This window comes from Burkholderia sp. THE68, from assembly GCF_009938265.1.
Classification (GTDB): domain Bacteria; phylum Pseudomonadota; class Gammaproteobacteria; order Burkholderiales; family Burkholderiaceae; genus Caballeronia.
In genome coordinates, this window is the sequence record NZ_AP022315.1 from 1,095,255 (window position 1) to 1,117,629 (window position 22,375).

A 22,375-nucleotide genomic window follows, 5' to 3' on the forward strand; every position below is an offset into this window, starting at 1 on the left:
TTCAGTGCGTTTCGTGCGGCACGTCGAGGATCAGGATGATGGTCCAGTCGGCGTCGCCGTCGTGATGATACTGGCGCTCCGCGACGATGAACGGCTGCTGCTTGCCGGACGGCCCGAGGAACAGCACGTCGCCTTCCATCGGCAGACATTCGACGGGCGGCAGCGCCAGATACGAGTCCTTGTTCACGTTGCGCGGCATCAGTTTTTCGATCTTGCGCGATGCCGCTTCGGTCCATTCGATATCGAGCTGGATATTGCTCATGCTGTCGTTCGCACGGTCAGTGCGCTCCACGGTTGAATCATTGAAAAGACGATGCGCAATGTAGCACACGCCGTGCTCGATCCATGAGGCGCGCCAGACGAAAAAACGGCCCGAGGGCCGTTTTTTCGTCGTGCGTCAAAACCCTCGAAACGCTCAGATTTCCTCGTACAGCGGCAGCGTCAGAAACTCGGTGAAGTGCGCCGACGTCGACATCTCCTCGAAGATCTTCGCCGCGCGTTCGTAGGGCTTCGTGTCGGCGCCCGACGCGCTGACGGCCTGCTTCACCTTCTCCAGTTCGTCGATCGTGATCTCGCGCACCATCGCGGCGGTGACCTTGCGGCCATCGTCGAGCTTGCCCTTCGGCGAGCGAATCCACTGCCACACCTGCGAGCGCGAGATTTCGGCGGTCGCGGCGTCTTCCATCAGATTGTGGATCGGCACGCAGCCGTTGCCCGCGAGCCACGAACCGAGATAGTGGACGCCGACGTTCACGTTGTTGCGCAGGCCCGCTTCGGTGATCGGCTCTTCCGGGCGGAAGTCGAGCAGGTCGTGCGCGGTCACCTGCACATCGGTGCGTTGCTTGCCGATCTGGTTCGGCTGGTCGCCGAGCACCTTCACGAACTCTTCCATCGCGATCGGCACGAGGCCCGGATGCGCGACCCAGCCGCCGTCGTAGCCGTCGCTCGCATCGCGCGCCTTGTCGGAGCGCACGCCGCCCATCGCCTTGTCGTTCGCGGCGGCGTCGTTCTTGATCGGAATCAGCGCGGACATGCCGCCGATCGCCGGCGCGTTGCGCTTGTGGCACGTCTTCAGCAGTTCGAGCGCGTAGGCGCGCATGAAGGGCGAGGTCATCGTGATCTTGGCGCGGTCGGCGAGGCAGAAATTGGTGTCGTTCTTGAACTTCTTGATCGCCGAGAAGATGTAGTCCCAACGGCCCGCGTTCAGCCCCGAGCTATGCTCGCGCAATTCGTACAGGATCTCGTCCATCTCGAAGGCGGCGAGAATCGTTTCGACCAGCACCGTCGCGCGGATCGTGCCGCGCGCAATGCCCACGCCTTCCTGCGCCGCGACGAAGATGTCGTTCCACAGACGCGCTTCGAGATGGCTTTCCATCTTCGGCAGATAGAAGTAGGGGCCGCTGCCGCGCGCGATCAGTTCCTTCGCGTTGTGGAAGAGGAAGAGCGCGAAATCGAAGATGCCGCCCGACACGCGCTGTCCATCGACGCTCACGTGCTTTTCATCCAGATGCCAGCCGCGCGGACGCACGATCAGCGTCGCGATCTTGTCGTTGAGCCTGTACGACTTGCCGTTCTGTTCGAGCGTGATCGTGCGGCGCACCGCTTCCTTCAGGTTGATCTGGCCGACGATCTGGTTGTCCCAGTTCGGCGCGTTCGAATCCTCGAAGTCGCTCATGTACGAATCCGCGCCGGAGTTGAGCGCGTTGATGATCATCTTGCGCTCGACCGGGCCGGTGATTTCGACGCGCCGGCATTGCAGGTCCTGCGGCAACGGCGCGACTTTCCAGTCGCCTTCGCGGATCGATTTCGTGTCTTCGAGGAAGTTGGGACGCTCGCCCGCATCGAGACGCTTGGTGCGCTCGACGCGCGCAGCGAGCAGTTGCTGGCGGCGCGGCTCGAACTGGCGATGCAGCGACGCGACGAACGCGAGCGCTTCGGGCGTCAGGATGGTCTCGTAGCCGGGCTTGATATCGGCCGAGATTTCCATGCCTTTCGGAAGCGAAAGCGGATTCGATGGATGCGTCATGGTTTTCTCCTTGGTCGGTCAGACGGTTTTGCTGGTGGTTCGCTTGCAGCGATAAAACTGCGATAAAAAAGTGATGACATCAGACGCCGGGCGGACGACGCCCGCCGCCCGTGCGACGGCTTGCGAGCGGAATGTCCTGCCGCGCGCAGCCGCTCTCGAGGAACGCGATGAGTTCGGCCATGCCGCGCCCGCTGCCGTGCGGCGCGACGCCGAGTTCTTCGACCGGCAGCGCCGCGCGATTGATCCAGAAAGTCGTGTAGCCGAACCACGTCGCGCCGGCGACATCCCAGCCGTTCGACGACACGAACACGATGTCGCGCGCCGCCGCGCCGAACGCGCGCGTGCCGAGCGCATACGCGGCGGCGGCGGGTTTATAGGCGCGCACGGCATCGACGGACAGCACGTGATCGAAGAGTCCGGTCATTCCGGCGCTTTTCACGGCGATGTCGAGCATCGGCGGATTGCCGTTCGAAAGGATCGCGAGCGGCATATCGAAGCGCTCGCGCAACTGGCGCAGCGCGGGCACCGTGTCGGGGAACGCGGACAGGCACGCGTATTCGTCCATCAGCCGCTTTTCGGCGGGCTGGGTCAGCGCATCGGCGAGATCGAGTCGCGCGGCGGCATGGCGCAGCGCATCGATCGTCATGTTCCAGAACGCCTCGTAATGCGCGCCAGCCGGATCGGCGAGGGTGCGCAACTGCGTGTATTCGATCTGCTTTTGACGCCAGAGCTGCGAGAGCGCTTCGCCGTGGCCGGGGAAGAGCTGCTCGGCGGCCGCGACGACCGAATGCACGTCGAAGAGCGTGCCGTAAGCGTCGAAGATGACTGCGCGGGGAGCGTTGAGGAATCGGGACGATGCGTGTGTCGTTATGGCCGACATAGCCGTGCGCTCCATTTAGAGGTCGGAATCGATTGTATTCGTGATCTGAGTGATGGAAAAAGACTCGTCGAATCACTTGATCTTTTACTTTTACTTACCTAATCTGTGCGCAAGCCGGAACATTGAAGACGAACACGCATGGATCGATTCAAGCAGATCGAAACCTTCGCCTCGGTCGCAGCGAAAGGCAGCCTGTCGGCGGCAGCGCAGGCGGAGGGCATCGCGCCGGCGGTCATCGGACGCCGGCTGGACGCGCTCGAAGAGCGGCTCGGCGTGAAGCTGCTGGTTCGCACGACGCGCAAGATCACGCTCACCTTCGAAGGCTCCGCGTTTCTCGAGGACTGTCAGCGCATCATCAACGACATGCAGAACGCGGAGGCGAGCGTGTCGGCCGGCGGCGTGAAGGCGAGCGGGCATCTGCGCGTGTCGGCGCCGGCGGGTTTCGGGCGACGCCACGTCGCGCCGCTCGTGCCGAAGTTCACGACGCTGCATCCGGATGTGTCGGTGAGTCTCGATCTGACCGATCGCATGGTGGATCTCGTCAACGAAGGTTTCGATTGCGCGATACGGCTCGGCGAGCTGCCGGATTCGTCGCTCGTTTCGCTGAAGCTCGGGGAAAACCGGCGTGTGTGCGTCGCGTCGCCGGACTATCTCGCGCGGCGCGGCAAACCCGCCGATCTCGCGGCGCTCGCGCATCACAATTGTCTGGCGCTCGGCGCGTCGGCCAATCAGCAGCGCGGCTGGGTGTTCGGGCAGGACGGCAAGGTCGTGACGATCAAGGTTTCCGGCACGATGGAATGCTCCGACGGCGCGGTGCTGCACGAATGGTGTCTCGAAGGCCGCGGCCTCGCCTGGCGCTCGTGGTGGGAAGTCGGCGAGGATATCGGCGCGGGGCGCCTGGTGAGCGTGCTCGATGGGTTCGCCGCGCCGCCCATCGGTATTCATGCGGTGTTTCCGCAACGAAGACACTTGCCGTTGCGCGTGCGATTGTTTCTCGATCTGCTCAAGCATACGTATAACGCGACAGGGTATTGGGGATAGACGTTTCGGATTCCTAGCGACACATCGTCACGCGCAGGCATCGAAACTTTTCTTCGCCTGCGTGCCCGTTACTACAATGGAACCACGCACCTACACGTATTGCGGAGGACGCCATGTTCAAACACATCCTCGTGCCGACCGACGGCTCCGAGCTTTCGCAAAAAGCCATCGACGGCGCGATCGATCTCGCGCAATCCGTCGGCGCGCGCATCACGGCCTATGCGTGCCTGCCTCAATACCCGTACTCGCCATTCGCCGATGTCGCCGTCGAGCCGCCCGACGATTTCCACGCGCGCGCCGAGAACGAAGCGCGCGAGCATCTGCGCGCGGTCGAGCGTGCCGCTGAAAGCGCCGGCGTGCCGTGCGCGAGCGTGACGAGCATCGATGCCGCGCCGTACATCGGCATCATCGAAGCGGCGGAGCAAAACGGTTGCGACGTGATTCTGATGGCGTCGCACGGACGCCGTGGTCTCGGAAGCCTGCTTATCGGCAGCGAAACGCAGCGCGTACTGACGCACACGAAGATTCCGGTCATCGTTTACCGCTGAAACCTCAAACGGAAGCGCACGCGATGCGCTTTCGTTTGAGCGGCGGCGCGGGCGCATTGCTGCATGCGCCCGGCCGCCGCTTCTTTTCACCACTCTCCCTGATTCAGCCTGCCTGCTGCGGTATTACGCCACCTTCTTGTCGAAGAACTGCTCGTCTTCGGTCGAGCCGTGCAGCGCGGTCGTCGACGACTCTTTCTCGACCGTCTGCGTCACTGCGTCGAAGTAACCCGTGCCCACTTCGCGCTGATGCTTCACCGCCGTGAAGCCCTTGTCGGCGGCGGCGAACTCGGCCTGCTGCAACTCGACGAACGCGCTCATCTGCGAACGGGCGTAGCCGTGCGCGAGGTTGAACATCGAGTAGTTCAGCGCGTGGAAGCCGGCCAGCGTGATGAACTGGAACTTGTAGCCCATCGCGCCCAGTTCGCGCTGGAATTTGGCGATGGTCGCGTCGTCCAGATTCTTCTTCCAGTTGAACGACGGCGAGCAGTTGTAGGACAGCATCTTGTCCGGGAACTGCTTGTGGATCGCCTCGGCGAACTTCTTCGCGTATTCCAGATCCGGCTTGCCGGTTTCACACCACACGAGATCGGCATACGGCGCGTAGGCGAGCCCGCGCGAAACTGCCTGCGCGAGCCCCGGCTTCGTGCGGAAGAAGCCTTCCACGGTGCGCTCGCCGGTGAGGAACGGCTGGTCGTTGTCGTCGACGTCGGAGGTGACGAGATCGGCGGCTTCGGCGTCCGTGCGGGCGATGAGCAGCGTCGGCACGCCGCACACGTCCGCCGCCAGCCGCGCGGCCGACAGCTTCGCGACGTTCTCGCGCGTCGGCACGAGCACCTTGCCGCCCATGTGGCCGCACTTCTTGACCGACGCCAGTTGATCCTCGAAGTGCACGCCCGCGGCGCCGGCTTCGATCATCGCCTTCATCAGTTCGAATGCGTTGAGCACGCCGCCGAAACCCGCTTCGGCATCGGCCACGATCGGCGCGAAATAGTCGATGTAGCCTTCATCGCCCGGATTCCTGCCTTCCGACCATTGAATCTGATCGGCGCGCGTGAGCGTGTTGTTGATACGCTTCACGACGAGCGGCACCGAGTTCGCCGGATACAGCGACTGGTCCGGATACATTTCGCCCGCGACATTGGCGTCGCCGGCCACCTGCCAGCCCGACAGATAAATCGCCTTGAGGCCGGCCTTCACCTGCTGCATCGCCTGATTGCCGGTCAGCGCGCCGAGCGCGTTGACGAACGGCTCCTCCTGAATCGACGCCCACAGGCGCTCGGCGCCACGGCGCGCGAGCGTGTGTTCCGGCTGCACCGAGCCACGCAGACGCACGACATCATCCGCCGAGTAGCCGCGCTTGATGCCTTTCCAGCGCGGATCGGTTTCCCATTGCTGCTGGAGTTGCTGAGCTTGTTGTTGACGTGAGGTCATGGCGCTTCTCCTTGAGACTGGAACGACGAATAGGTGAGTCGATAACTCTTATATAAGAGTCTAGGCAAACACACCTTGCCGAAACACCCCTCGTATGGAGTTTTTATGATAAATTTAATCGATATAAATCAGTGAGATACGCGCTTCATATCGTATTGCGGAATGTCTTTTTCTATCTCGCAACGCACCGGTTTGTGCCGCGCAGCACATCTTTTGCGACGCAAGAGGGCATTGCACATCGTGAAATATGGAGACGGGACGAAAAAAAACCGATGCACGAGGCATCGGTTTTTTTCGTCGCGTAGAGAAACGGCGCGGGCGCCGCTTCCTGATCGCGCTTAGCTGCTGCGGCGCGGGGCGCGCGGACCGTCGTTGCGGCGCGCGCTGTAGCCGTCGCGCTGGCCGAAGCCGCCTTCACGATTGCCGCCGCGATAGCCGCCTTCGCTGTTGCCGCCGCGATAGCCGCCTTCGCTATTGCCGCTACGATAGCCGCCGCCTTCGCGCGCACCGGCGTTCGACTTGTTGCCGTAGCCGCCGGCGTTGCCCGGACCGTAGCCACGGCCGCTGCCGCTGTTGCCGCCACTACCGCTGCCAAAGCGCCGGCCACCACCGTTACCGCCGCCCGGACGGCCACGGCCGCCGCCGCCGCCGAAACCGCCCTTGGGGGGCGCCCTGCGCGGCTCGAAGCCCGCAATGACGTTCACCGGCAGCGGGTTACGCACGAAACGCTCGATGCGCTTCAGCGCGCCCATTTCGGCGTAATGCACGAGGCTGACCGCCGTACCGCTGCGACCCGCACGACCCGTACGGCCGATACGGTGCACGTAGTCTTCCGCGAACTTCGGCAGGTCGTAATTGAAGACGTGCGTGATCCCCGGAATGTCGATGCCGCGCGCGGCGACGTCGGTTGCCACCAGCACGCGCACACGGCGCTCGCGCAGCGCGCGGATCGTGCGGTTGCGCGCGCCTTGCGGCAGGTCGCCGTGCAGCGCGGCCGATTCGAAGCCCGCGTCCGCGAGACGATTGGCGATGAGGTCGGCGTCGCTCTTGGTCGCCGTGAAGACGATCGCCTGATCGAGGCCCTCGCCGCGCAGCAGATGATCGAGCAGACGATCCTTGTGATCGCGGTCATCGACGTAATGCACGGTCTGCGCGATGTTGCCGCTCGCTTCGAGCTTCTGCACGATCTCGATGCGCTCCGGATCCTTCAGGAGACGCCCGGTCAGCGACGTGATCTTGCTGTCGATGGTCGCGGAGAAGAGCAGCGTCTGGCGCGAAGCCGGCGTCGCGTCGACGATGCGCTCGATGTCTTCGATGAAGCCCATGTCGAGCATGCGGTCGGCTTCGTCGAGCACGAGCATGTTCAGGTTCGACAGGTCGATGCGGCCGCGTTCGAGGTGATCGATCAGACGGCCCGGCGTCGCGACCAGGATCTCGGGGTTCTTCGCAAGCAGCATCAGCTGCTGGCCGTAGGCGACGCCGCCGAGAATGCTGACGGTGCGCAGGCGGCGCAGGTGCTTGCCGTACGTGGTCGCGGCGGTGGACACCTGCATCGCGAGTTCGCGCGTCGGCGTCAGCACGAGCAGGCGCGGACGGGCGACCGGCTGCGGACGGCGGCCGCGGGCGTTCGCATCACGCGGCTCGCGCGGCTGTTGCGCTTCCTGCTTTTGCAGTTGCGAGAATTTTTCGATGGCCGGCAGCATGAACGCCGCCGTCTTGCCCGAACCGGTCGGGCTGGAGACGAGCAGATCGCGTCCGGCGAGCGCAGCGGGAATCGCGCGCTGCTGCACGGGCGTCGGGTTCTGGTAGCCCGCGCCGGTCAGCGCGGACACGATTTCGGCGCACAGGCCGAGGGATTCGAAACTGGGGCCGGTGGGCTTGTCGGCGGGCGCTTCGGTCGCCGGGGTATCGGCCGGGGAGGGAATGCCAATGGTTGCTGCGAGATTGTCCAACGGGCTAGCGGTAAAGCTCGAAGTCATGTCGATCCTTGAAACGGGAAATAAGGCGTCGGCGCCAATCGGCATACCCAAGTCGTTGGATTCAGCGAGCGAAGAAACAGCGAGCAAATCGAAAAACGGGGGCTACTCGCGCGAACGTGCGGCGAGCATCTTTGTTAGAAGCTGTATCGGATTCGACAGGCTCGATCGTTCGAACAGAACGACGGGCGCTGGCGTCAGCCTGATGCATGACGGGCCGGGAAAACTGCGCGCAAGACAACCGCGCAACGGCCTAGCAGGGAGGGGACAGTTTCTAAACTGGATTGGAGCAAAACGCTACGAAGCGCCTTGCTGCGTGAGGCTTTGCCAGAAAGCAGCCGACTCACAGTGAAGCGCTGGCCGCTAGTATATCCGAATTTGCTGCACTGCGCCACATTTTGACGCGTACGCGCGCCATCCCTGGGCACGGGACGGCGCGGCGGGAAACGCGCAGGCGTCAGGCTGCTTCGCCGCGTTTGAGCGATTCGACGAGTTCGACGTAGCGTGCCTTGGCGTCATCGGCGGGCGTGCCCTGCAGCGCGGACCATGCTTCGTACTTGTACTTGCCGGCGATATCCGTGAAGCCCGGCTTCTCACCCTGCACGTCGCCGCTGCTCGCCTGCTTGAAGAGCGCGTAGAGGCGCAGCAGCGTGAGGTTGCCCGGCCGTTCGGGCAGTTGGGTGACGTCGGTCTGGGCCTGCGCGAATTGCTGGTCGATGTCGGTCATGCGTTCTCCGTTCTTCTCGAAATAGGACCGCACGATCTTAGCAAGCCGCACTCGCGCGGCCTGTCGAGGCTTTCCTCCAACCGAGCGCGTCCTCCAGCTGCGGTTCGGATCGATCCGCGTGCGTGCTTCGCGCGAATGCGGCGCATGTCCCGCATTACAATACCGGCTATGACACGCACCGTTCTGCTCGCCCTCGACACCTCGACGGAGTTTTGCTCCGTTGCGCTCCTGCTCGCCGACTCCGCTCCCGACTCCACCCATTCCGCCGCCGCGCCGCAGTACGCGAGCGGCGACACGCGCGTGTGGATCCGGCACGAAGCGACCGGAGCGGTCTCGAGTACGCGTCTCTTGCCCGCCGTGCGCGAACTGTTCGACGAAGCGGGCCTCGCGCTCGCCGATTGCGCGGCCATCGCGTTCGGCGCCGGACCGGGCTCGTTCACCGGCCTGCGCACGGCGACAGGCGTCGCGCAAGGACTGGCGTTCGGGCTGGGCGTGCCGGTGGTGCCGGTCAGCACGCTGCTCGCCTGCGCGGAAGGCGCGCGGCTGAACGATCCGTCGATTCCGCCGCGCGTGCTCGCGGCGCTCGATGCCCGCATGGACGAGGTGTACTGGGCCGACTTCGAATTCGATTCCGCCGCCGCCGAATGGCGCACGCTGCATCCGGCCGCGCTCGATGCGCCCGGCGCGTTGCCGCTGCCGGACGCGCCGTTCGCACTCGCCGGCAACGCCGCCGCCGCGTTCGGCGACCGCCTGCCGGCGCTGGCCGCAGCCGCGCGCGTCGATCGCGAAGCGCTGCCGCATGCGCTGCCGGTCGCGCTCGTCGGTCTGCGTGCTTTTCGGGCGGGCCGCGCGGTCGCGCCAGAGCTCGCCGCGCCGGAATATGTGCGCGACAAGGTCGCCCAGACCACGGCCGAACGCATGCAAGCCCGCGAGGAGGCGCTTCGGTGAGCGGGGTATTGCTGGCGGACCGCTATCTCACGTCGATGACCGAAGCCGACCTCGACGAAGTCGCCGCGGTCGAAAAGCTCGCCTACGAGTTTCCGTGGAGTCGCGGCAATTTCCAGGATTCGCTGCGCAACGGCTACTACGGCGTGTGTCTGCGCCACGTGACCGGCACGCTGATCGGCTACTGCGTGCTGATGCCGGTCGTCGACGAGATGCATCTGCTCAATCTGTGCGTCGCGCCGGCGGCGCAGCGCGCGGGCGCGGGACTCACGCTGCTGCGCGAAGCGGTGCGTATCACGCGCGCCGAGAAACTCGAAGGCGTGCTGCTCGAAGTGCGGCCGTCCAATCCGCGTGCGATCCAGCTTTACGAGCGCTTTGGCTTCACCGCCATCGGACGTCGCAAGAACTATTACCCCGCGCGGCATCGCTCGCGCGAGGACGCCATCGTCATGCGTCTGGCGTTTTTGAAGGAGGGCGCGCATGGCGCTGGATGAATCGCTGATCGAGGAACTGGGAATCGGGCCCGTCTGGGTCCGGCGCGGCGTCGTGGCCGCGTCGCCGCGCGTGGAAGAACCGCCGAGCGTCGAACCGGTCGCGCAAGCGGTCGAAGCGCCGAAGTCCGCTGAACCGCCGCCGCCCGTTGTGCAGACAGACCCCGACACACCGCCGCTCGACGCCTACGACGATCTCCCCTGGACCGACGACGCTCCCGTTCATTCGGAGCCCGTCGCCCTCGCCGAAGCCCCTGAGGACGTCCACACGCTCGACTGGGATGCGCTTGCCGAGCGTGTCGCGAACTGCGAGCGCTGCCGGCTGTGCGAGCGCCGCACCAACACGGTGTTCGGCGTCGGCGACCGCGAAGCCGACTGGATGCTGATCGGCGAGGCGCCGGGCGAGAACGAGGACAAGCAGGGCGAACCGTTCGTCGGCCAGGCGGGCAAGCTGCTCGACAACATGCTGCGCGCGCTCGATTACTCGCGGCAATCGAACGTCTATATCGCGAACGTGATCAAGTGCCGGCCGCCCGGCAACCGCAATCCCGAACTCGATGAAGTCGCGCGCTGCGAGCCGTATCTGCAGCGGCAAGTCGAACTCGTGAAGCCGAAGGTGATCGTCGCGATGGGCCGTTTCGCCGCGCAAAGTCTCCTGAAGAACGAAGCCAGCATCGCGTCGATGCGCGGTCGCGTGCACGCGTATCGCGGCGTGCCGGTCATCGTCACGTATCACCCGGCTTATCTGTTGCGCAGCCTGCAGGACAAGTCGAAGGCGTGGGCCGATCTCTGCCTCGCGCGCAACACGTATCGCGAAGCGCTCGCCGCGCTCGGCGTCGAGCAAGGAGCGCAGAAGGACGGCATCTGATGGCCGCCGGGGCGAGCGAACTCACGCGTCTCGTCGATCGTTTCGACGACGTCGCCGTGCGCGATCTCGTCTGGCTGCTGTTCGCCCCCGATCTGCTGCGCGAAGGCGATGCGCCGCTGGCGCATCCATTCGACTCGCCGCAGGAGCGCGATGCGACGCTCGCATGGCTGAACGCGCTCGACGCCTCACCGCAATCACTGCAATCGCTGCACGAACACACGCGCAATCCCAGATTCACGCGCCTCGGCATTTATGCCGAAAGCCTGCTTGGATACTTTCTCGCGCACGGACCGGCGGCGCGTCTGATCGCGGCGAACGTGCCGCTGCGGCTTCAGCGGCGCACGATCGGCGAATGCGATTTCCTGCTGGAGACGGCGAACGACGTGCGCCTGCATTGGGAACTCGCGGTGAAGTTCTATCTGCATATCGGCAATGGCGACGCGTCACGCGCCGCGCGTCTGTCGGACTATGTCGGTCCGAATCTGCAGGATCGCTTCGATCTGAAACACGCGCGGCTCGTCACGCATCAGCTCGCGCTGACTTCGCGCACGGAATTCGCCACGCTCGGCTTCGAAGGGCCGTGGCGCGCGCAGTTGTTCATCAAGGGACGGCTTTTCTATCACGGCCTCGCCGGCGAGCGTATCGATCCCGCGCCCGAAATCGGCGCGTGTCATTTACGCGGATGGTGGCTGACGGCGTCTGAATGGCGCGATGCGCGGGCGCGCGCGTCCGCCGCTTCGGGCGATGAGCGCGCCTGGGTCGTTCAGCCGCGCCTGGCGTGGCTCGCGTCGCGGCGGCTCGATGCGAGCGACGCCGAATCGCTCATCGCGGAATCGGATGCGATTCGCACGCGTCTGGAAACGACTGTCGCGCCGACGATGATCGCCGCCTACCTGCGCGACGAAGCCGGGAAGTGGACCGAGGAATCGCGCGGGTTCATCGTGCCGGACGACTGGCCGGAGCGTGCGCGCGCATTCGCCGCTTCGGCGCCCTGATCACCACCAGCGATAGAAGTGATGTACCGGCCCGACGCCGTGACCGACGTCGAGCCGCACGCTTGCTTCGATCGCGCCGGTCAGATAGCGCTTGGCTTCGGCGGTGGCGCTCGCCAGATCGTCGGTTTGCGGGATCAGCGCCGCGATCGCCGACGACAACGTGCAGCCCGTGCCGTGCGTGTTCTTGAGCGGCACGCGCGCGCCGCCGAGCCGCAGCGAACCGTTCGCCTCGATGAGCCAGTCGGGACTATCGGAGGAGGCGAGATGGCCGCCTTTCATCAGCACGGCTCGCGCGCCGAGCGCACGCAGCGCTTCGCCTTGCTGCACCATCGCGTCTTCGTCGACGGCGCTTTCGACGTTAAGCAGTGCCGCCGCCTCGGGCAGATTCGGCGTGACGAGCGTCGCGAGCGGCAGCAGTTCGTCGCGCAGCGCGGCGACCGCTTCCGGCGCGAGCAGCGCGTGATTGCTCTTGGAGATCATCACGGTATCGAGCACGACATGCTTCGGCCGATGGCGCTTGAGCGCAGCGGCGACCGCGCGCACGATGTCCGCGTTCGCCAGCATGCCGATCTTCACCGCGTCGATGCGAATGTCGTCGAACACGGCGTCAAGCTGCGCGGTGATGAACGCGGGCTCCGGCGCGTGCACGGCCGTCACGCCGCGCGTGTTCTGCGCGGTGAGCGCCGTGATGACGCTCGCGCCGTACGCGCCGAGCGCGGAGAAGGCTTTGAGGTCTGCCTGAATGCCCGCGCCGCCGCCCGAGTCGGAGCCGGCGATGGTGAGGACGTTGGGAATGGTTTTCGTGGCGGGCATGGAAAGATCAGGTTCGGGCGCGCGCGATGGTCGCGCGCAATGCCGCGGCCGCTTCGCGCGGATCGGCGGCCTTGCAGATCGCGGAAACGACCGCGAGACCGGCGGGCTTCGCGCGCATCACGTCGGCGGCGTTGTGCGCCTGGATGCCGCCGATCGCGACAGTCGGAAAGCGCGCGGCGGCGCGGATTTCAGCGAGGCCGTCGATGCCGCATGGCGCGGCGGCGTCGGACTTGGTCGGCGTCGCGTACACCGGACCCGCGCCCAGATAGTCGACGACGCCGGCGAGCTTTTGCGCGTCGGCGGTTTCGTCGAGGTTCGACACCGACAGGCCGATCAGCGCGCGCGGCCCGAGCAGTTGCCGCGCGATATCGGCGGGCAGATCGCGCTGGCCGATATGCACGCCATCGGCGCCCACGGCGAGCGCGACATCGACATGATCGTTGATGACGAACGGCACGCCGCGCGCGCGCGTGAGCGGCAGCAGCTCGCGCGCGAGGTCGAACCACGCGCGCTTGTGCCATTCGGGCGCGCGCAGTTGCACGATGGTCGCGCCGCCTTCCAGCGCGGCCCGCGCGACGGCAAGCGCCGCGTCGTGCCCGCCGCATTGCACCGGATCGAGCACGAGATAGAGCGAGAGATCGAACGAAGCGCGCATGATCAGCCGGACACGATATCGCGCTGCACGAGCGTCTTCTCGAACGCGGCTTCATCGAGCGATGCCAGGCGGTCGAGATACGTGACGGCAAAGCTGCCGGGCAGGGCGGCATCGCGCGCGGCCAGTTCGCCCGCGATGGTCGAATACGCGATGGCGGCGACCGTCGCGCTCCAGAACGCGTTGCGATCCGGCGCGGCGCCGACGAACGCCGCGACCGTCGCCGACAGCGCGCAGCCGACGCCCGTCACGCGCGTCATCAGTGGCGAGCCGTTGGACAGCGCGATCACGCGCCTGCCATCGGTTACGTAGTCGGTCTGGCCCGTCACCGCGACGACGGCCTGGGCCTTCAGCGCGAGAATCTGCGCGGCGTCGAGCGCGGCGTCGGTGGCGGCGGTGCTGTCGACGCCGCGCGCGCTCGACGCGCCGCCTGACAGACTGATGATCTCCGACGCGTTGCCGCGAATCACCGCGGGTTTCGCATCGAGCAGATCGAACGCGAATTCCGTGCGAAACGCGAGCGGGCCGACCGCGACCGGATCGAGCACCCACGGCTTGCCGGCGTCGTTGGCGGCGTCCACGGCGACGCGGATCGCGCGGCTTTGCGGCACGTCGAGCGTGCCGAGATTGACCGACAGCGCATTGGCGAGCGGTGCGAATTCGCCGACTTCCTCACGCGCGACGACCATCGCGGGCGCCGCGCCGATCGCGAGCAGCACGTTCGCGGTGAAGTTGGTGACGACGAGGTTCGTCAGGCAATGGACGAGCGGCGCGCGCTCCCGCACGCGGGTGACGAACGAAAAGAGGTCGGCGGCGAGCATGATGAAAGTCGAATGGAGCGTGCGCGACGCGTCAGTGCCGCGCTTCGCCGATCAGCGCGACCGAATCGAATGCGCGCTGATTGGCCTGATGCCGCCGCATCACGAAGTACATCATGAGACAGACGAACGAGCCGAACAGCACGATGACGAACTGGATCGGCACGTCGAGCCACACGAGCACCGCGTAGAGGCACAGCATGATGAGCACCGAAAGGTTCTCGTTGAAGTTCTGCACGGCGATCGAATGGCCCGCGGAGAGCAGCACGTGACCGCGATGCTGGAGCAGCGCGTTCATCGGCACCACGAAGAAGCCCGACAGCCCGCCGACGATCATCAGGAACAGATACGCGACCAGCAGGTAGCCTGGGAAGTGCATCTTGCCGAAGTAGATGCCCCAGTGCGCGGGAAAGAGATGGCGCGTGTAGAAGGCCATCAGCATGACGGCGAGACCCATGATGATGCCGACCGGCAGCACGCTGAGCGAGCGCTTGAGCGGCACGCGCGCCGCCGCGAGCACCGCGCCCACCGCGACGCCGACCGCGATCACCGCCTGCAGGATCGCGGCCTGCGAAAGCGTCATGCCGAGCGACACTTCGGCCCACTTCAGCACGATGAACTGCAGCGTCGCGCCCGCGCCCCAGAAGAGCGTCGTGACGGCGAGCGAGATCTGGCCGAGCTTGTCGCGCCACAGCGTGAGGAAGCAGTCGGCGAAATCGGTGATGAGCTTGATCGGCCGCGTCTCCTGCTTCGGATAGCGGGCGCCTGTGTCGGGGATGCGCAGGTTGAACATCGCGGCTATCACGTATATCAGCATGATGACGAGCATCGCTGCTTCGGCGGGCGTGTGAATGCGTGGAATGTTAAGCGACAGCAGATGACTCGCGATATGCGGGCTGATGAGCGCGCCGCCCATCACGGTGCCGAGAATGATCGAGCCGACGGTCGTGCCTTCGATCCAGCCGTTCGCGGCGACGAGCCGGTCCGGTGGCAGGAGTTCGGTGAGAATGCCGTATTTCGCCGGCGAGTAAGCAGCGGCGCCGAAGCCAACGATGCCGTACGCGAGCAGTGGATGCGCGCCGAAGAGCATCGTCACGCAGCCGACCACCTTGATCGAGTTGGTCACGAACATCACCTTGCCCTTGGGCCGGGAGTCCGCGAAAGCGCCGACGAAGGCCGCGAGAATCACGTACGACAGGACGAAGAACAGCTTGAGCAGCGGCGTCATCCAGTTCGGCGCGTGAAGGTCCTTCAGCAGAGCGATGGCAGCGATCAGTAAAGCGTTATCGGCCAGCGATGAGAAAAACTGCGCGGCCATGATGGTGTAAAAACCTTTTTTCATCTGATCCGAAGCTTTCCTCACTGCGGGTGATCCGCCCCGGGCGCCTGTTATGCGTCCGGGCTTATGCCTTTCGAAATGGGTTGTGCGCACGGCTTTATAACACGAAAATAGGCGCATTCTGACTAGCACTCATCCCGATCGCGTGCGAAATGACACGTCCGTGCGGGGGATTCCTCATAAGATACTGATTCACAAGGCGTCCCGATCGGGGCAGCAGGACGCGTCCCGCTGACGTATGCTGGTCGTTTCGATCGCACTTACCGCACTTCCTCCAAACGCTCATGCCGCGCCCCCTCTCTGCAACCATTCACACCCCCGCGCTCGCCAACAACCTCGCCATTGCGCGCAAGTACGCGCCGAAGTCCAAGATCTGGGCCGTCGTCAAGGCCAATGCGTATGGCCACGGACTCGCCCGGGCGTTCCCCGGACTGCGCGCGACGGACGGCTTTGGCCTTCTCGACCTCGAAGAAGCCGCGAAGTTGCGTGAATTGGGCTGGGCGGGGCCGATTCTTTTGCTCGAGGGCTTTTTCCGGCCCACCGATATCGACGTGATCGACCGCTACAGCCTGACCACGGCCGTGCATTGCGACGAGCAGTTGCGCATGCTGGAAATGGCGCGCCTCTCGAAGCCGATCAACATCCAGTTGAAGATGAACAGCGGCATGAACCGCCTCGGCTACACGCCCGAGAAGTACCGCGCTGCGTGGGAGCGCGCGCGCGCCGTGCAGGGCGTCGGTCAGATCACGCTCATGACCCATTTTTCCGATGCCGACGGCCCGCGCGGCATCGCCCATCAGCTCGATGCGTTCGAACGCGGCGCGGAAGGCATTGCGGGTGCGCGCAGCCTCGCGAATTCGGCGGCGGTGCTGTGGCATCCGGACGCGCACGTCGACTGGGTGCGGCCCGGCATCATGCTGTATGGCGCGTCGCCGTCGGGCGTGACCGCCGACATCGCCGGCACCGGCCTCAAGCCCGCGATGACGCTCCAGTCCGAGCTGATCGCCGTGCAGACGGTCAGCGCGGGAAGCAGCATCGGCTATGGCTCGACCTTCACCGCGGGCACCTCGATGCGGATCGGCGTGGTCGCGTGCGGCTACGCGGACGGCTATCCGCGCGTGGCGCCGGAAGGCACCCCCGTCATCGTCGATGGCGTGAGGACCAAGCTCGTCGGCCGCGTGTCGATGGACATGCTGACCGTCGACCTGACGCCGTGCCCGAATGCGGGCATCGGCTCGCGCGTCGAGCTATGGGGCGCAAATCTGCCGATCGACGATGTGGCGAGCGCGGCCGGCACGGTCGGCTACGAACTCATGTGCGCGATCGCGCAGCGCGTGCCGGTGCGCGCGGAATAACTCTCAACGAAAACTCAAAGCAAGGCAGTGTGTGGCAAAAGCAGCGAAGGCAAAGACGCTCTATACGTGTAGCGAATGCGGCGGACAATCGCCGAAATGGACCGGCCAGTGCGCCGCGTGCGGAGCGTGGAACACGTTGGTGGAAGGCGTGGAGCAGGCGCCCTCCACGCATCGCTTCCAGGCGCTCGCGAAGAGCTCGGCGGTGCGCAAGCTCGCCGATATCGAGGCGTCGGACGTGCCGCGCTTCACGACCGGCGTCGGCGAGTTCGACCGCGTGCTGGGCGGCGGCCTCGTGCCCGGCGGCGTGGTGCTGATCGGCGGTGATCCGGGCATCGGCAAATCGACTTTGCTGTTGCAATCGCTCGCGGAGATCGCGCGCGAGCGCCCCGCGCTCTATGTGAGCGGCGAGGAATCCGGCGCGCAGATCGCGTTGCGCGCGCAACGGCTCGGCCTGATCGGGGAAAGCGCGGCGGGCGACCTCGCGCTGCTCGCGGAAATCCAGCTCGAAAAGATTCAGGCGACCATCGACGAGCAACGTCCTGAAGTCGCCGTGATCGACTCCATCCAGACCATTTATTCCGAAGCGCTGACTTCCGCGCCCGGTTCGGTCGCGCAGGTGCGCGAGTGCGCGGCGCAACTGACGCGCATCGCGAAGCAGACGGGCACGTCGATCATCATGGTCGGCCACGTCACCAAGGAGGGCAGTCTCGCGGGGCCGCGCGTGCTGGAACATATCGTCGATACCGTGCTGTATTTCGAGGGCGATACGCATTCGTCGTTCAGACTCGTGCGCGCGTTCAAGAACCGGTTCGGCGCGGTCAACGAACTCGGCGTCTTCGCGATGACGGAAAAGGGCTTGCGCGGTGTCGCGAATCCGTCGGCGCTGTTTCTGTCGCAGCACGAGCAAAGCGTGCCGGGTTCGTGCGTGCTCGTGACGCAGGAAGGCTCGCGGCCGCTGCTCGTCGAGGTGCAGGCGCTGGTCGACACGGCGCATGTGCCCAATCCGCGCCGGCTCGCGGTGGGGCTGGAGCAAAACCGGCTCGCGCTGTTGCTGGCCGTTCTGCATCGGCATGCCGGCATCGCGTGTTTCGATCAGGATGTGTTTCTCAACGCGGTCGGTGGCGTGAAGATCACCGAACCGGCGGCGGATCTGGCCGTGCTGCTCGCGATTCATTCGTCGATGCGCAACAAGCCATTGCCCAAGGGCCTCATCACGTTCGGCGAAGTCGGGCTGGCGGGCGAAATCCGGCCGTCGCCGCGCGGACAGGACCGCCTGAAGGAGGCGGCCAAGCTCGGCTTTTCGGTCGCGCTGATTCCGAAGGCGAACGCGCCGAAGCAGGCGATCGACGGCCTGAAGGTGATCGCGGTGGATCGAATCGAGGAAGCGATCGACCGGGTTCGGGATCTCGATTGAACCCGTGGTCGGACCCTTGGTAATGCGGCGTAAAAATCTCGTTGCGCAATGTAACCTACGCGGCGCGCGGTTTTCTTATCCTTTCAATGCTACGGACCCGGCCAACTTCGCTATGGACAGTTCAAGAAGCGAAGTGACTGGAAGGATCGAGAGGACCACGCATTGAAACACTCAAAATCAACCCGGCCGAAGCCCGCGTTCCATCTGCGCGGATGCCGCGTCTCCGCGCCGCTGCAACAGCCCTGGGGAAGCGGCTGCCGGATCGTCGAATGGATCGACGAGCAAGGCCAGATATCGCGCCGCGTCGTCGCGGCCGATGTCACCGAGGATGAAGTCGTCGCGACCATCCGCGAACACGTGACGGGCCGCAAGCACGTGCTCGTCGATGATGAGCGCCCGCCGCGCCAGGTCTTGCCGCGGCGCTAGGCGTCGCGGAACAGCGGATGCATTGCCGCTTCGGCGGGCGTGAGCACCGGCGCGACGCAGCAATCGAGCGGCTCCAGCAGCGTCATCCATTCATCGCGCGTGCGTTCGCGAAAGCGCGCGGCCAGTTGCACCGACAATTCCGCCGCGTCCGTTCCGCCGATCGCCTGGCCGAGGCTCCAGTGCCGCGTCGCCCAGTCGGGACGGCCGAGTGCCTCGCACAAGGTTTGCCAGAACTTCAGCTCCAGTGCGCCGACCGCGACGAAGCGGTCATCGCGCGTGCGATAGACGTCGTAGCACGGCGCGCCGCCGTTCAGCAAGCCCGCGCCAGCGCGCGTTCCGGCTTCGTCGGCATTGGTCAGCGCGATATGCGCCATCACGTTGTGCGCGTGAATCGCGTGCGTCATCGACACATTCAGGCAGCGTCCTTCGCCGCCACGCGCGACGTGCCACGCCGCCGCGAGTATCTCCATCACGGCCGACAGCGCGCCGCCGAGCAGGTCCGCGAGCTGAAAATTCGGTGCGACGGGCGTGCCGTCGCGCGCGGCAAGCTGATCGAGCACGCCCGCGTAGGCGATGTAGTTCAGATCGTGCCCCGCCTTCTGCGCGAACGGCCCGTCGCCGCCGAAGCCCGTAATCGCGCAATAGACGAGCTTCGGATTCGCCTCGCGCAGCACGTCATAGCCGACACCCAGCCGCGCCATCACCGAAGGGCGAAAGCTTTCGACGAGCACGTCGGCGTCGCGCGCGAGTTCGATCAGTTTCGCGCGGCCTGCGCTGGTCTTGAGGTCGAGCGTGAGTTGCCGCTTGCCGCGATTGACGATGCGATAGAACGCGCTCGGCGCGCCGCTCTGCCGGTCCGCTTCGCTTTGCATCATCGTGCGCGCGTAGTCGCCTTCGCCCGGCGGCTCGATCTTGAGCACGTCGGCGCCGAGTTCCGCGAGCCGCAACGTGGCGATCGGTCCGGGAAGAAGCCGCGTCAGATCCAGCACGCGCAGGCCGGTGAGGGATGGCGTCAAGTCGTCGATCTCCGGTTATGAGCCAATTTGCTCCAGTTCCTCGTGCGCTTCGAGCCACTCCATTTCGAGCGTTTCGAGACGCGCATTGACTTCGCCCTGCCGGCGGATCGTCTCGGTGAGCTTCGCCTTCATCGCGGCTTCGTAGCTCGCAGGATCCGCGACGAACGCTTCGAGCGTCGACTTCTCGGCGTTGAGCTTCTCCATCTCTTTCTCGATCTTCGCGATGCGCGACTGCAGCGGCTTCCTGAGATGCGCGAACTTTTGCCGCTCCTGCGCTTCCTGGCGGCGCTGTTCCTTGCGATTCGGCCCGCTGTCCTGCGCGTCGGCCGATGCAGCGCCGCTCGCTTCCTTCGCCGCCGCGCGTACTTCGGCGGCGTGCTGCAGCAGCCAGTCGCGATAGTCGTCGAGATCGCCGTCGAACGGACTCAGGCGATGCTTTGCGACGAGCATGAAGGTATCGGTCGTCGCTCGCAGCAGGTGCCGGTCATGCGACACGAGAATCAGCGTGCCCTCGAACTGCGCGAGCGCCATCGTCAGGGCGTGGCGCGTTTCGAGGTCGAGGTGGTTGGTCGGTTCGTCGAGCAGCAGCAGATTCGGTTTCTGCCAGATGACGAGCGCCAGCGCGAGCCGCGCTTTTTCGCCGCCGGAGAAGGGCGCGATCTTCGCGGTCGCCATCTCGCCGGAGAAGTTGAAACTGCCGAGATAGTCGCGCAACTCCTGCTCGCGCGTATCGGGCGCGAGGCGCGCGAGATGCTGGAGCGCGGAGTCGTCCGAGCGCAGCGTTTCGAGCTGATGCTGCGCGAAATAGCCGATCTGCAAGCCCTTGCCCTGGCGGACGCCGCCGGAGAGCGGTTCGAGCGTCTGCGCGAGCGTCTTGATGAGCGTCGACTTGCCTTGTCCGTTCGCGCCGAGCAGGCCGATGCGCTGGCCGTTCTGGATCGACAGCGTCACTGCATCGACGATCGGAATCTCGCCGCCTGCGTCGTCGTGATAGCCGCAGCGCACGCTTTCCATGACCATCATCGGATTGGGCGCGGCATCGGGCTCGCGGAATTCGAAGGTGAACGGCGAGCTCGCATGCGCGGGCGCGATCAGCTCCATTTTCTCCAGCGCCTTCACGCGGCTCTGCGCCTGCTTCGCCTTGGTGGCCTTGGCCTTGAAACGGTCGATGAAGCTCTGCAGATGCGCGACCGTCCGCTGCTGCTTCTCGAACGCGCTCTGCTGCAGCGCGAGCTGCTGCGCGCGCAGCACTTCGAACTGGCTGTAATTGCCGCCGTAGCGCTTCACCTGACGATTTTCCAGATGCAGCGTGACGTTGCAGACCGAATCGAGAAACTCGCGATCGTGCGAAATGACGACGAGCGTGCCCGCATAGCGCCCGAGCCAGTCTTCGAGCCAGACGATGGCGTCGAGGTCCAGGTGGTTGGTCGGTTCGTCGAGCAGCAGCAGATCGGACGGACACATCAGCGCCTGCGCGAGATTCAGGCGCATGCGCCAGCCGCCCGAAAAGCTCGACACCGGCTCGCGCGTCTGTTCGAGCGTGAAGCCGAGGCCGAGCAGCAGCGTTTCGGCGCGCGCGGGCGCGGTGTAGCCGTCGGCGTCGGCGAAGGCGGCATGCGCTTCTGCTTCAGCGGCGCCGTCGTGCGCGGCGGAGGCCGACGCGATGCGCGCCTCGATCGCGCGCAGATGGGTGTCGCCGTCGAGCGTGTAATCGAGCGCGCTGCGGTCCACCGCGGGGGTTTCCTGCGCGACGTGCGCGATGCGCCACGACGGGGGCATCGAGAAATCGCCGCCGTCCGCGTGCAGCTCGCCGCGCAGCACGGAAAATAGCGTGGACTTGCCCGCGCCGTTCGCGCCGACGAGACCGGCTTTCTCGCCCGGATTGAGCGTGAAGCTCGTCTCTTCGAAAAGCGGCTTGGTGCCGCGGGACAGGCTGAACTGATTGAAACGGATCACGTCGAATTGGCGGCGAAAGGGCGCGGCTTGGAAGGAAAGCGCTATTTTAGACCGGACCGGTTGCCGCGCAGGGGTAGGCCGTTCGGCCAATGGCACAGGAACGCGCGCCGGGTTAGCATCGCCTGTCATTCATCGAATTCATTAGCGGAGCGTGCCATGAGCGCAGCCAGTGACGGCATCTACGGCTTTTCGGCCGAAACACTCGACGGCGCGACCGTCGGTCTCGACACCTATCGCGGCAAGGTGTTGCTGATCGTGAACACGGCCAGCGAGTGCGGTTTCACGCCTCAATACAACGGCTTGCAGCACATTTACCAGCTGCTTGCCGCGCGCGGCTTCGAGGTGCTCGGTTTCCCATGCAACCAGTTCGGCAAGCAGGAACCGGGCGATGCCGAGCAGATCGGCAGCTTCTGCGAGAAAAACTACGGCGTCACGTTCCCGATGTTCGGCAAGATCGAGGTGAACGGCGCGAACGCGCATCCGCTCTACAAGTATCTGAAGGACAAGGAGCCGGGATTGCTCGGCATCGAGGCGATCAAGTGGAACTTCACGAAGTTTCTCGTCGACCGTCAGGGCAACGTGGTGAAGCGCTATGCGCCGCAGACAAAGCCCGAGTCGATCGTGGAGGACATCGAGAAGCTGCTCTGAAGCTTCGGCG

The 22,375-nt window shown here is 65.2% G+C and carries 22 protein-coding genes; 10 read left to right on the forward strand and 12 right to left on the reverse strand.

Annotated features, from left to right (window positions below; all coding sequences use genetic code 11):
- Window position 1: 1 nt before the first annotated feature.
- From BTHE68_RS05200 to BTHE68_RS05210, 3 genes are all read right to left on the reverse strand, one after another.
- Entirely contained in the window at window positions 2-262 is a 261-nt protein-coding gene (locus BTHE68_RS05200; protein ID WP_035503563.1) for a hypothetical protein, read from the reverse strand.
- 153 nt (window positions 263-415) lie between these two features.
- Window positions 416-2,026, reverse strand: coding sequence for a malate synthase A (gene aceB, locus BTHE68_RS05205; protein ID WP_162065428.1), 1,611 nt, complete (start codon window positions 2,024-2,026; stop codon window positions 416-418).
- 79 nt (window positions 2,027-2,105) lie between these two features.
- Window positions 2,106-2,906: a haloacid dehalogenase type II gene (locus BTHE68_RS05210; protein ID WP_162065429.1), complete on the reverse strand. Its 801-nt coding sequence runs from the start codon at window positions 2,904-2,906 to the stop codon at window positions 2,106-2,108.
- A 138-nt stretch (window positions 2,907-3,044) separates the two neighbouring features.
- Between BTHE68_RS05210 and BTHE68_RS05215 the strand changes: the two genes are divergently transcribed.
- Window positions 3,045-3,947: a LysR family transcriptional regulator gene (locus BTHE68_RS05215; RefSeq protein ID WP_162065430.1), complete on the forward strand. Its 903-nt coding sequence runs from the start codon at window positions 3,045-3,047 to the stop codon at window positions 3,945-3,947.
- A gap of 113 nt (window positions 3,948-4,060) precedes the next feature.
- Window positions 4,061-4,495, forward strand: a complete 435-nt coding sequence (locus tag BTHE68_RS05220; RefSeq protein ID WP_061124593.1) for a universal stress protein — start codon at window positions 4,061-4,063, stop codon at window positions 4,493-4,495.
- A 123-nt stretch (window positions 4,496-4,618) separates the two neighbouring features.
- On the opposite strand, the gene aceA is transcribed toward BTHE68_RS05220, so the two are convergent.
- The 3 genes from aceA to BTHE68_RS05235 all read right to left on the reverse strand — a co-directional run bounded on the left by aceA (window position 4,619) and on the right by BTHE68_RS05235 (window position 8,629).
- On the reverse strand, window positions 4,619-5,926 hold the full coding sequence (aceA, locus tag BTHE68_RS05225; RefSeq protein WP_162065431.1) for an isocitrate lyase: 1,308 nt from the start codon (window positions 5,924-5,926) through the stop codon (window positions 4,619-4,621).
- A 338-nt stretch (window positions 5,927-6,264) separates the two neighbouring features.
- Window positions 6,265-7,905, reverse strand: a complete 1,641-nt coding sequence (locus BTHE68_RS05230) for a DEAD/DEAH box helicase (protein WP_162065432.1) — start codon at window positions 7,903-7,905, stop codon at window positions 6,265-6,267.
- A gap of 454 nt (window positions 7,906-8,359) precedes the next feature.
- Complete coding sequence (locus BTHE68_RS05235) at window positions 8,360-8,629, reverse strand: acyl-CoA-binding protein (RefSeq protein ID WP_162065433.1); 270 nt, start codon at window positions 8,627-8,629, stop codon at window positions 8,360-8,362.
- A gap of 168 nt (window positions 8,630-8,797) precedes the next feature.
- Here BTHE68_RS05235 and tsaB point away from each other — a divergent pair, with 168 nt between their 5' ends.
- Genes tsaB through BTHE68_RS05255 form a run of 4 tightly spaced genes read left to right on the forward strand, consistent with a single transcriptional unit; the run spans window position 8,798 to window position 11,928 of the window.
- Window positions 8,798-9,577, forward strand: coding sequence for a tRNA (adenosine(37)-N6)-threonylcarbamoyltransferase complex dimerization subunit type 1 TsaB (tsaB, locus tag BTHE68_RS05240; RefSeq protein WP_162065434.1), 780 nt, complete (start codon window positions 8,798-8,800; stop codon window positions 9,575-9,577).
- A complete protein-coding gene (gene rimI / locus BTHE68_RS05245) occupies window positions 9,574-10,068 on the forward strand; it encodes a ribosomal protein S18-alanine N-acetyltransferase (RefSeq protein ID WP_162065435.1) in 495 nt (164 codons plus the stop codon). The genes tsaB and rimI overlap by 4 nt, the downstream gene beginning before the upstream one ends.
- Window positions 10,055-10,933, forward strand: a complete 879-nt coding sequence (locus BTHE68_RS05250) for a uracil-DNA glycosylase (protein WP_162065436.1) — start codon at window positions 10,055-10,057, stop codon at window positions 10,931-10,933. The genes rimI and BTHE68_RS05250 overlap by 14 nt, the downstream gene beginning before the upstream one ends.
- On the forward strand, window positions 10,933-11,928 hold the full coding sequence (locus BTHE68_RS05255; protein WP_162065437.1) for a DUF1853 family protein: 996 nt from the start codon (window positions 10,933-10,935) through the stop codon (window positions 11,926-11,928). The genes BTHE68_RS05250 and BTHE68_RS05255 overlap by 1 nt, the downstream gene beginning before the upstream one ends.
- On the opposite strand, the gene thiD is transcribed toward BTHE68_RS05255, so the two are convergent.
- The 4 genes from thiD to lplT are packed head-to-tail and all read right to left on the reverse strand — an operon-like array spanning window position 11,929 to window position 15,553.
- Entirely contained in the window at window positions 11,929-12,741 is an 813-nt protein-coding gene (thiD, locus tag BTHE68_RS05260) for a bifunctional hydroxymethylpyrimidine kinase/phosphomethylpyrimidine kinase (RefSeq protein ID WP_162065438.1), read from the reverse strand.
- 7 nt (window positions 12,742-12,748) lie between these two features.
- Window positions 12,749-13,396, reverse strand: a complete 648-nt coding sequence (gene thiE, locus BTHE68_RS05265; RefSeq protein ID WP_162065439.1) for a thiamine phosphate synthase — start codon at window positions 13,394-13,396, stop codon at window positions 12,749-12,751.
- Between the two features lie 2 nt (window positions 13,397-13,398).
- Complete coding sequence (gene thiM / locus BTHE68_RS05270) at window positions 13,399-14,214, reverse strand: hydroxyethylthiazole kinase (RefSeq protein ID WP_162065440.1); 816 nt, start codon at window positions 14,212-14,214, stop codon at window positions 13,399-13,401.
- Window positions 14,215-14,245: 31 nt separating this feature from the next.
- Window positions 14,246-15,553: a lysophospholipid transporter LplT gene (gene lplT / locus BTHE68_RS05275; RefSeq protein ID WP_162065441.1), complete on the reverse strand. Its 1,308-nt coding sequence runs from the start codon at window positions 15,551-15,553 to the stop codon at window positions 14,246-14,248.
- Between the two features lie 281 nt (window positions 15,554-15,834).
- Between lplT and alr the strand changes: the two genes are divergently transcribed.
- The 3 genes from alr (at window position 15,835) to BTHE68_RS05290 (ending at window position 18,745) form a co-directional block, all read left to right on the forward strand.
- Window positions 15,835-16,905 carry an alanine racemase gene (gene alr, locus BTHE68_RS05280; RefSeq protein WP_162065442.1) on the forward strand — a complete coding sequence of 357 codons (1,071 nt, stop codon included), beginning with the start codon at window positions 15,835-15,837 and terminating at the stop codon, window positions 16,903-16,905.
- Window positions 16,906-16,936: 31 nt separating this feature from the next.
- The gene (radA, locus tag BTHE68_RS05285) at window positions 16,937-18,319 is read left to right on the forward strand and encodes a DNA repair protein RadA (RefSeq protein WP_162065443.1); all 1,383 of its coding nucleotides are present in this window, start codon (window positions 16,937-16,939) and stop codon (window positions 18,317-18,319) included.
- A 162-nt stretch (window positions 18,320-18,481) separates the two neighbouring features.
- A complete protein-coding gene (locus BTHE68_RS05290) occupies window positions 18,482-18,745 on the forward strand; it encodes a DUF2866 domain-containing protein (protein ID WP_162065444.1) in 264 nt (87 codons plus the stop codon).
- On the opposite strand, the gene BTHE68_RS05295 is transcribed toward BTHE68_RS05290, so the two are convergent.
- Window positions 18,742-19,761: a CaiB/BaiF CoA transferase family protein gene (locus tag BTHE68_RS05295; RefSeq protein WP_162065445.1), complete on the reverse strand. Its 1,020-nt coding sequence runs from the start codon at window positions 19,759-19,761 to the stop codon at window positions 18,742-18,744. The two genes, BTHE68_RS05290 and BTHE68_RS05295, sit on opposite strands and share 4 nt — an antisense overlap.
- Window positions 19,762-19,776: 15 nt before the next feature.
- Entirely contained in the window at window positions 19,777-21,717 is a 1,941-nt protein-coding gene (locus BTHE68_RS05300) for an ATP-binding cassette domain-containing protein (protein WP_162065446.1), read from the reverse strand.
- Between the two features lie 156 nt (window positions 21,718-21,873).
- Between BTHE68_RS05300 and BTHE68_RS05305 the strand changes: the two genes are divergently transcribed.
- Complete coding sequence (locus BTHE68_RS05305) at window positions 21,874-22,365, forward strand: glutathione peroxidase (RefSeq protein ID WP_162065447.1); 492 nt, start codon at window positions 21,874-21,876, stop codon at window positions 22,363-22,365.
- The last annotated feature ends 10 nt before the right edge of the window (window positions 22,366-22,375 follow it).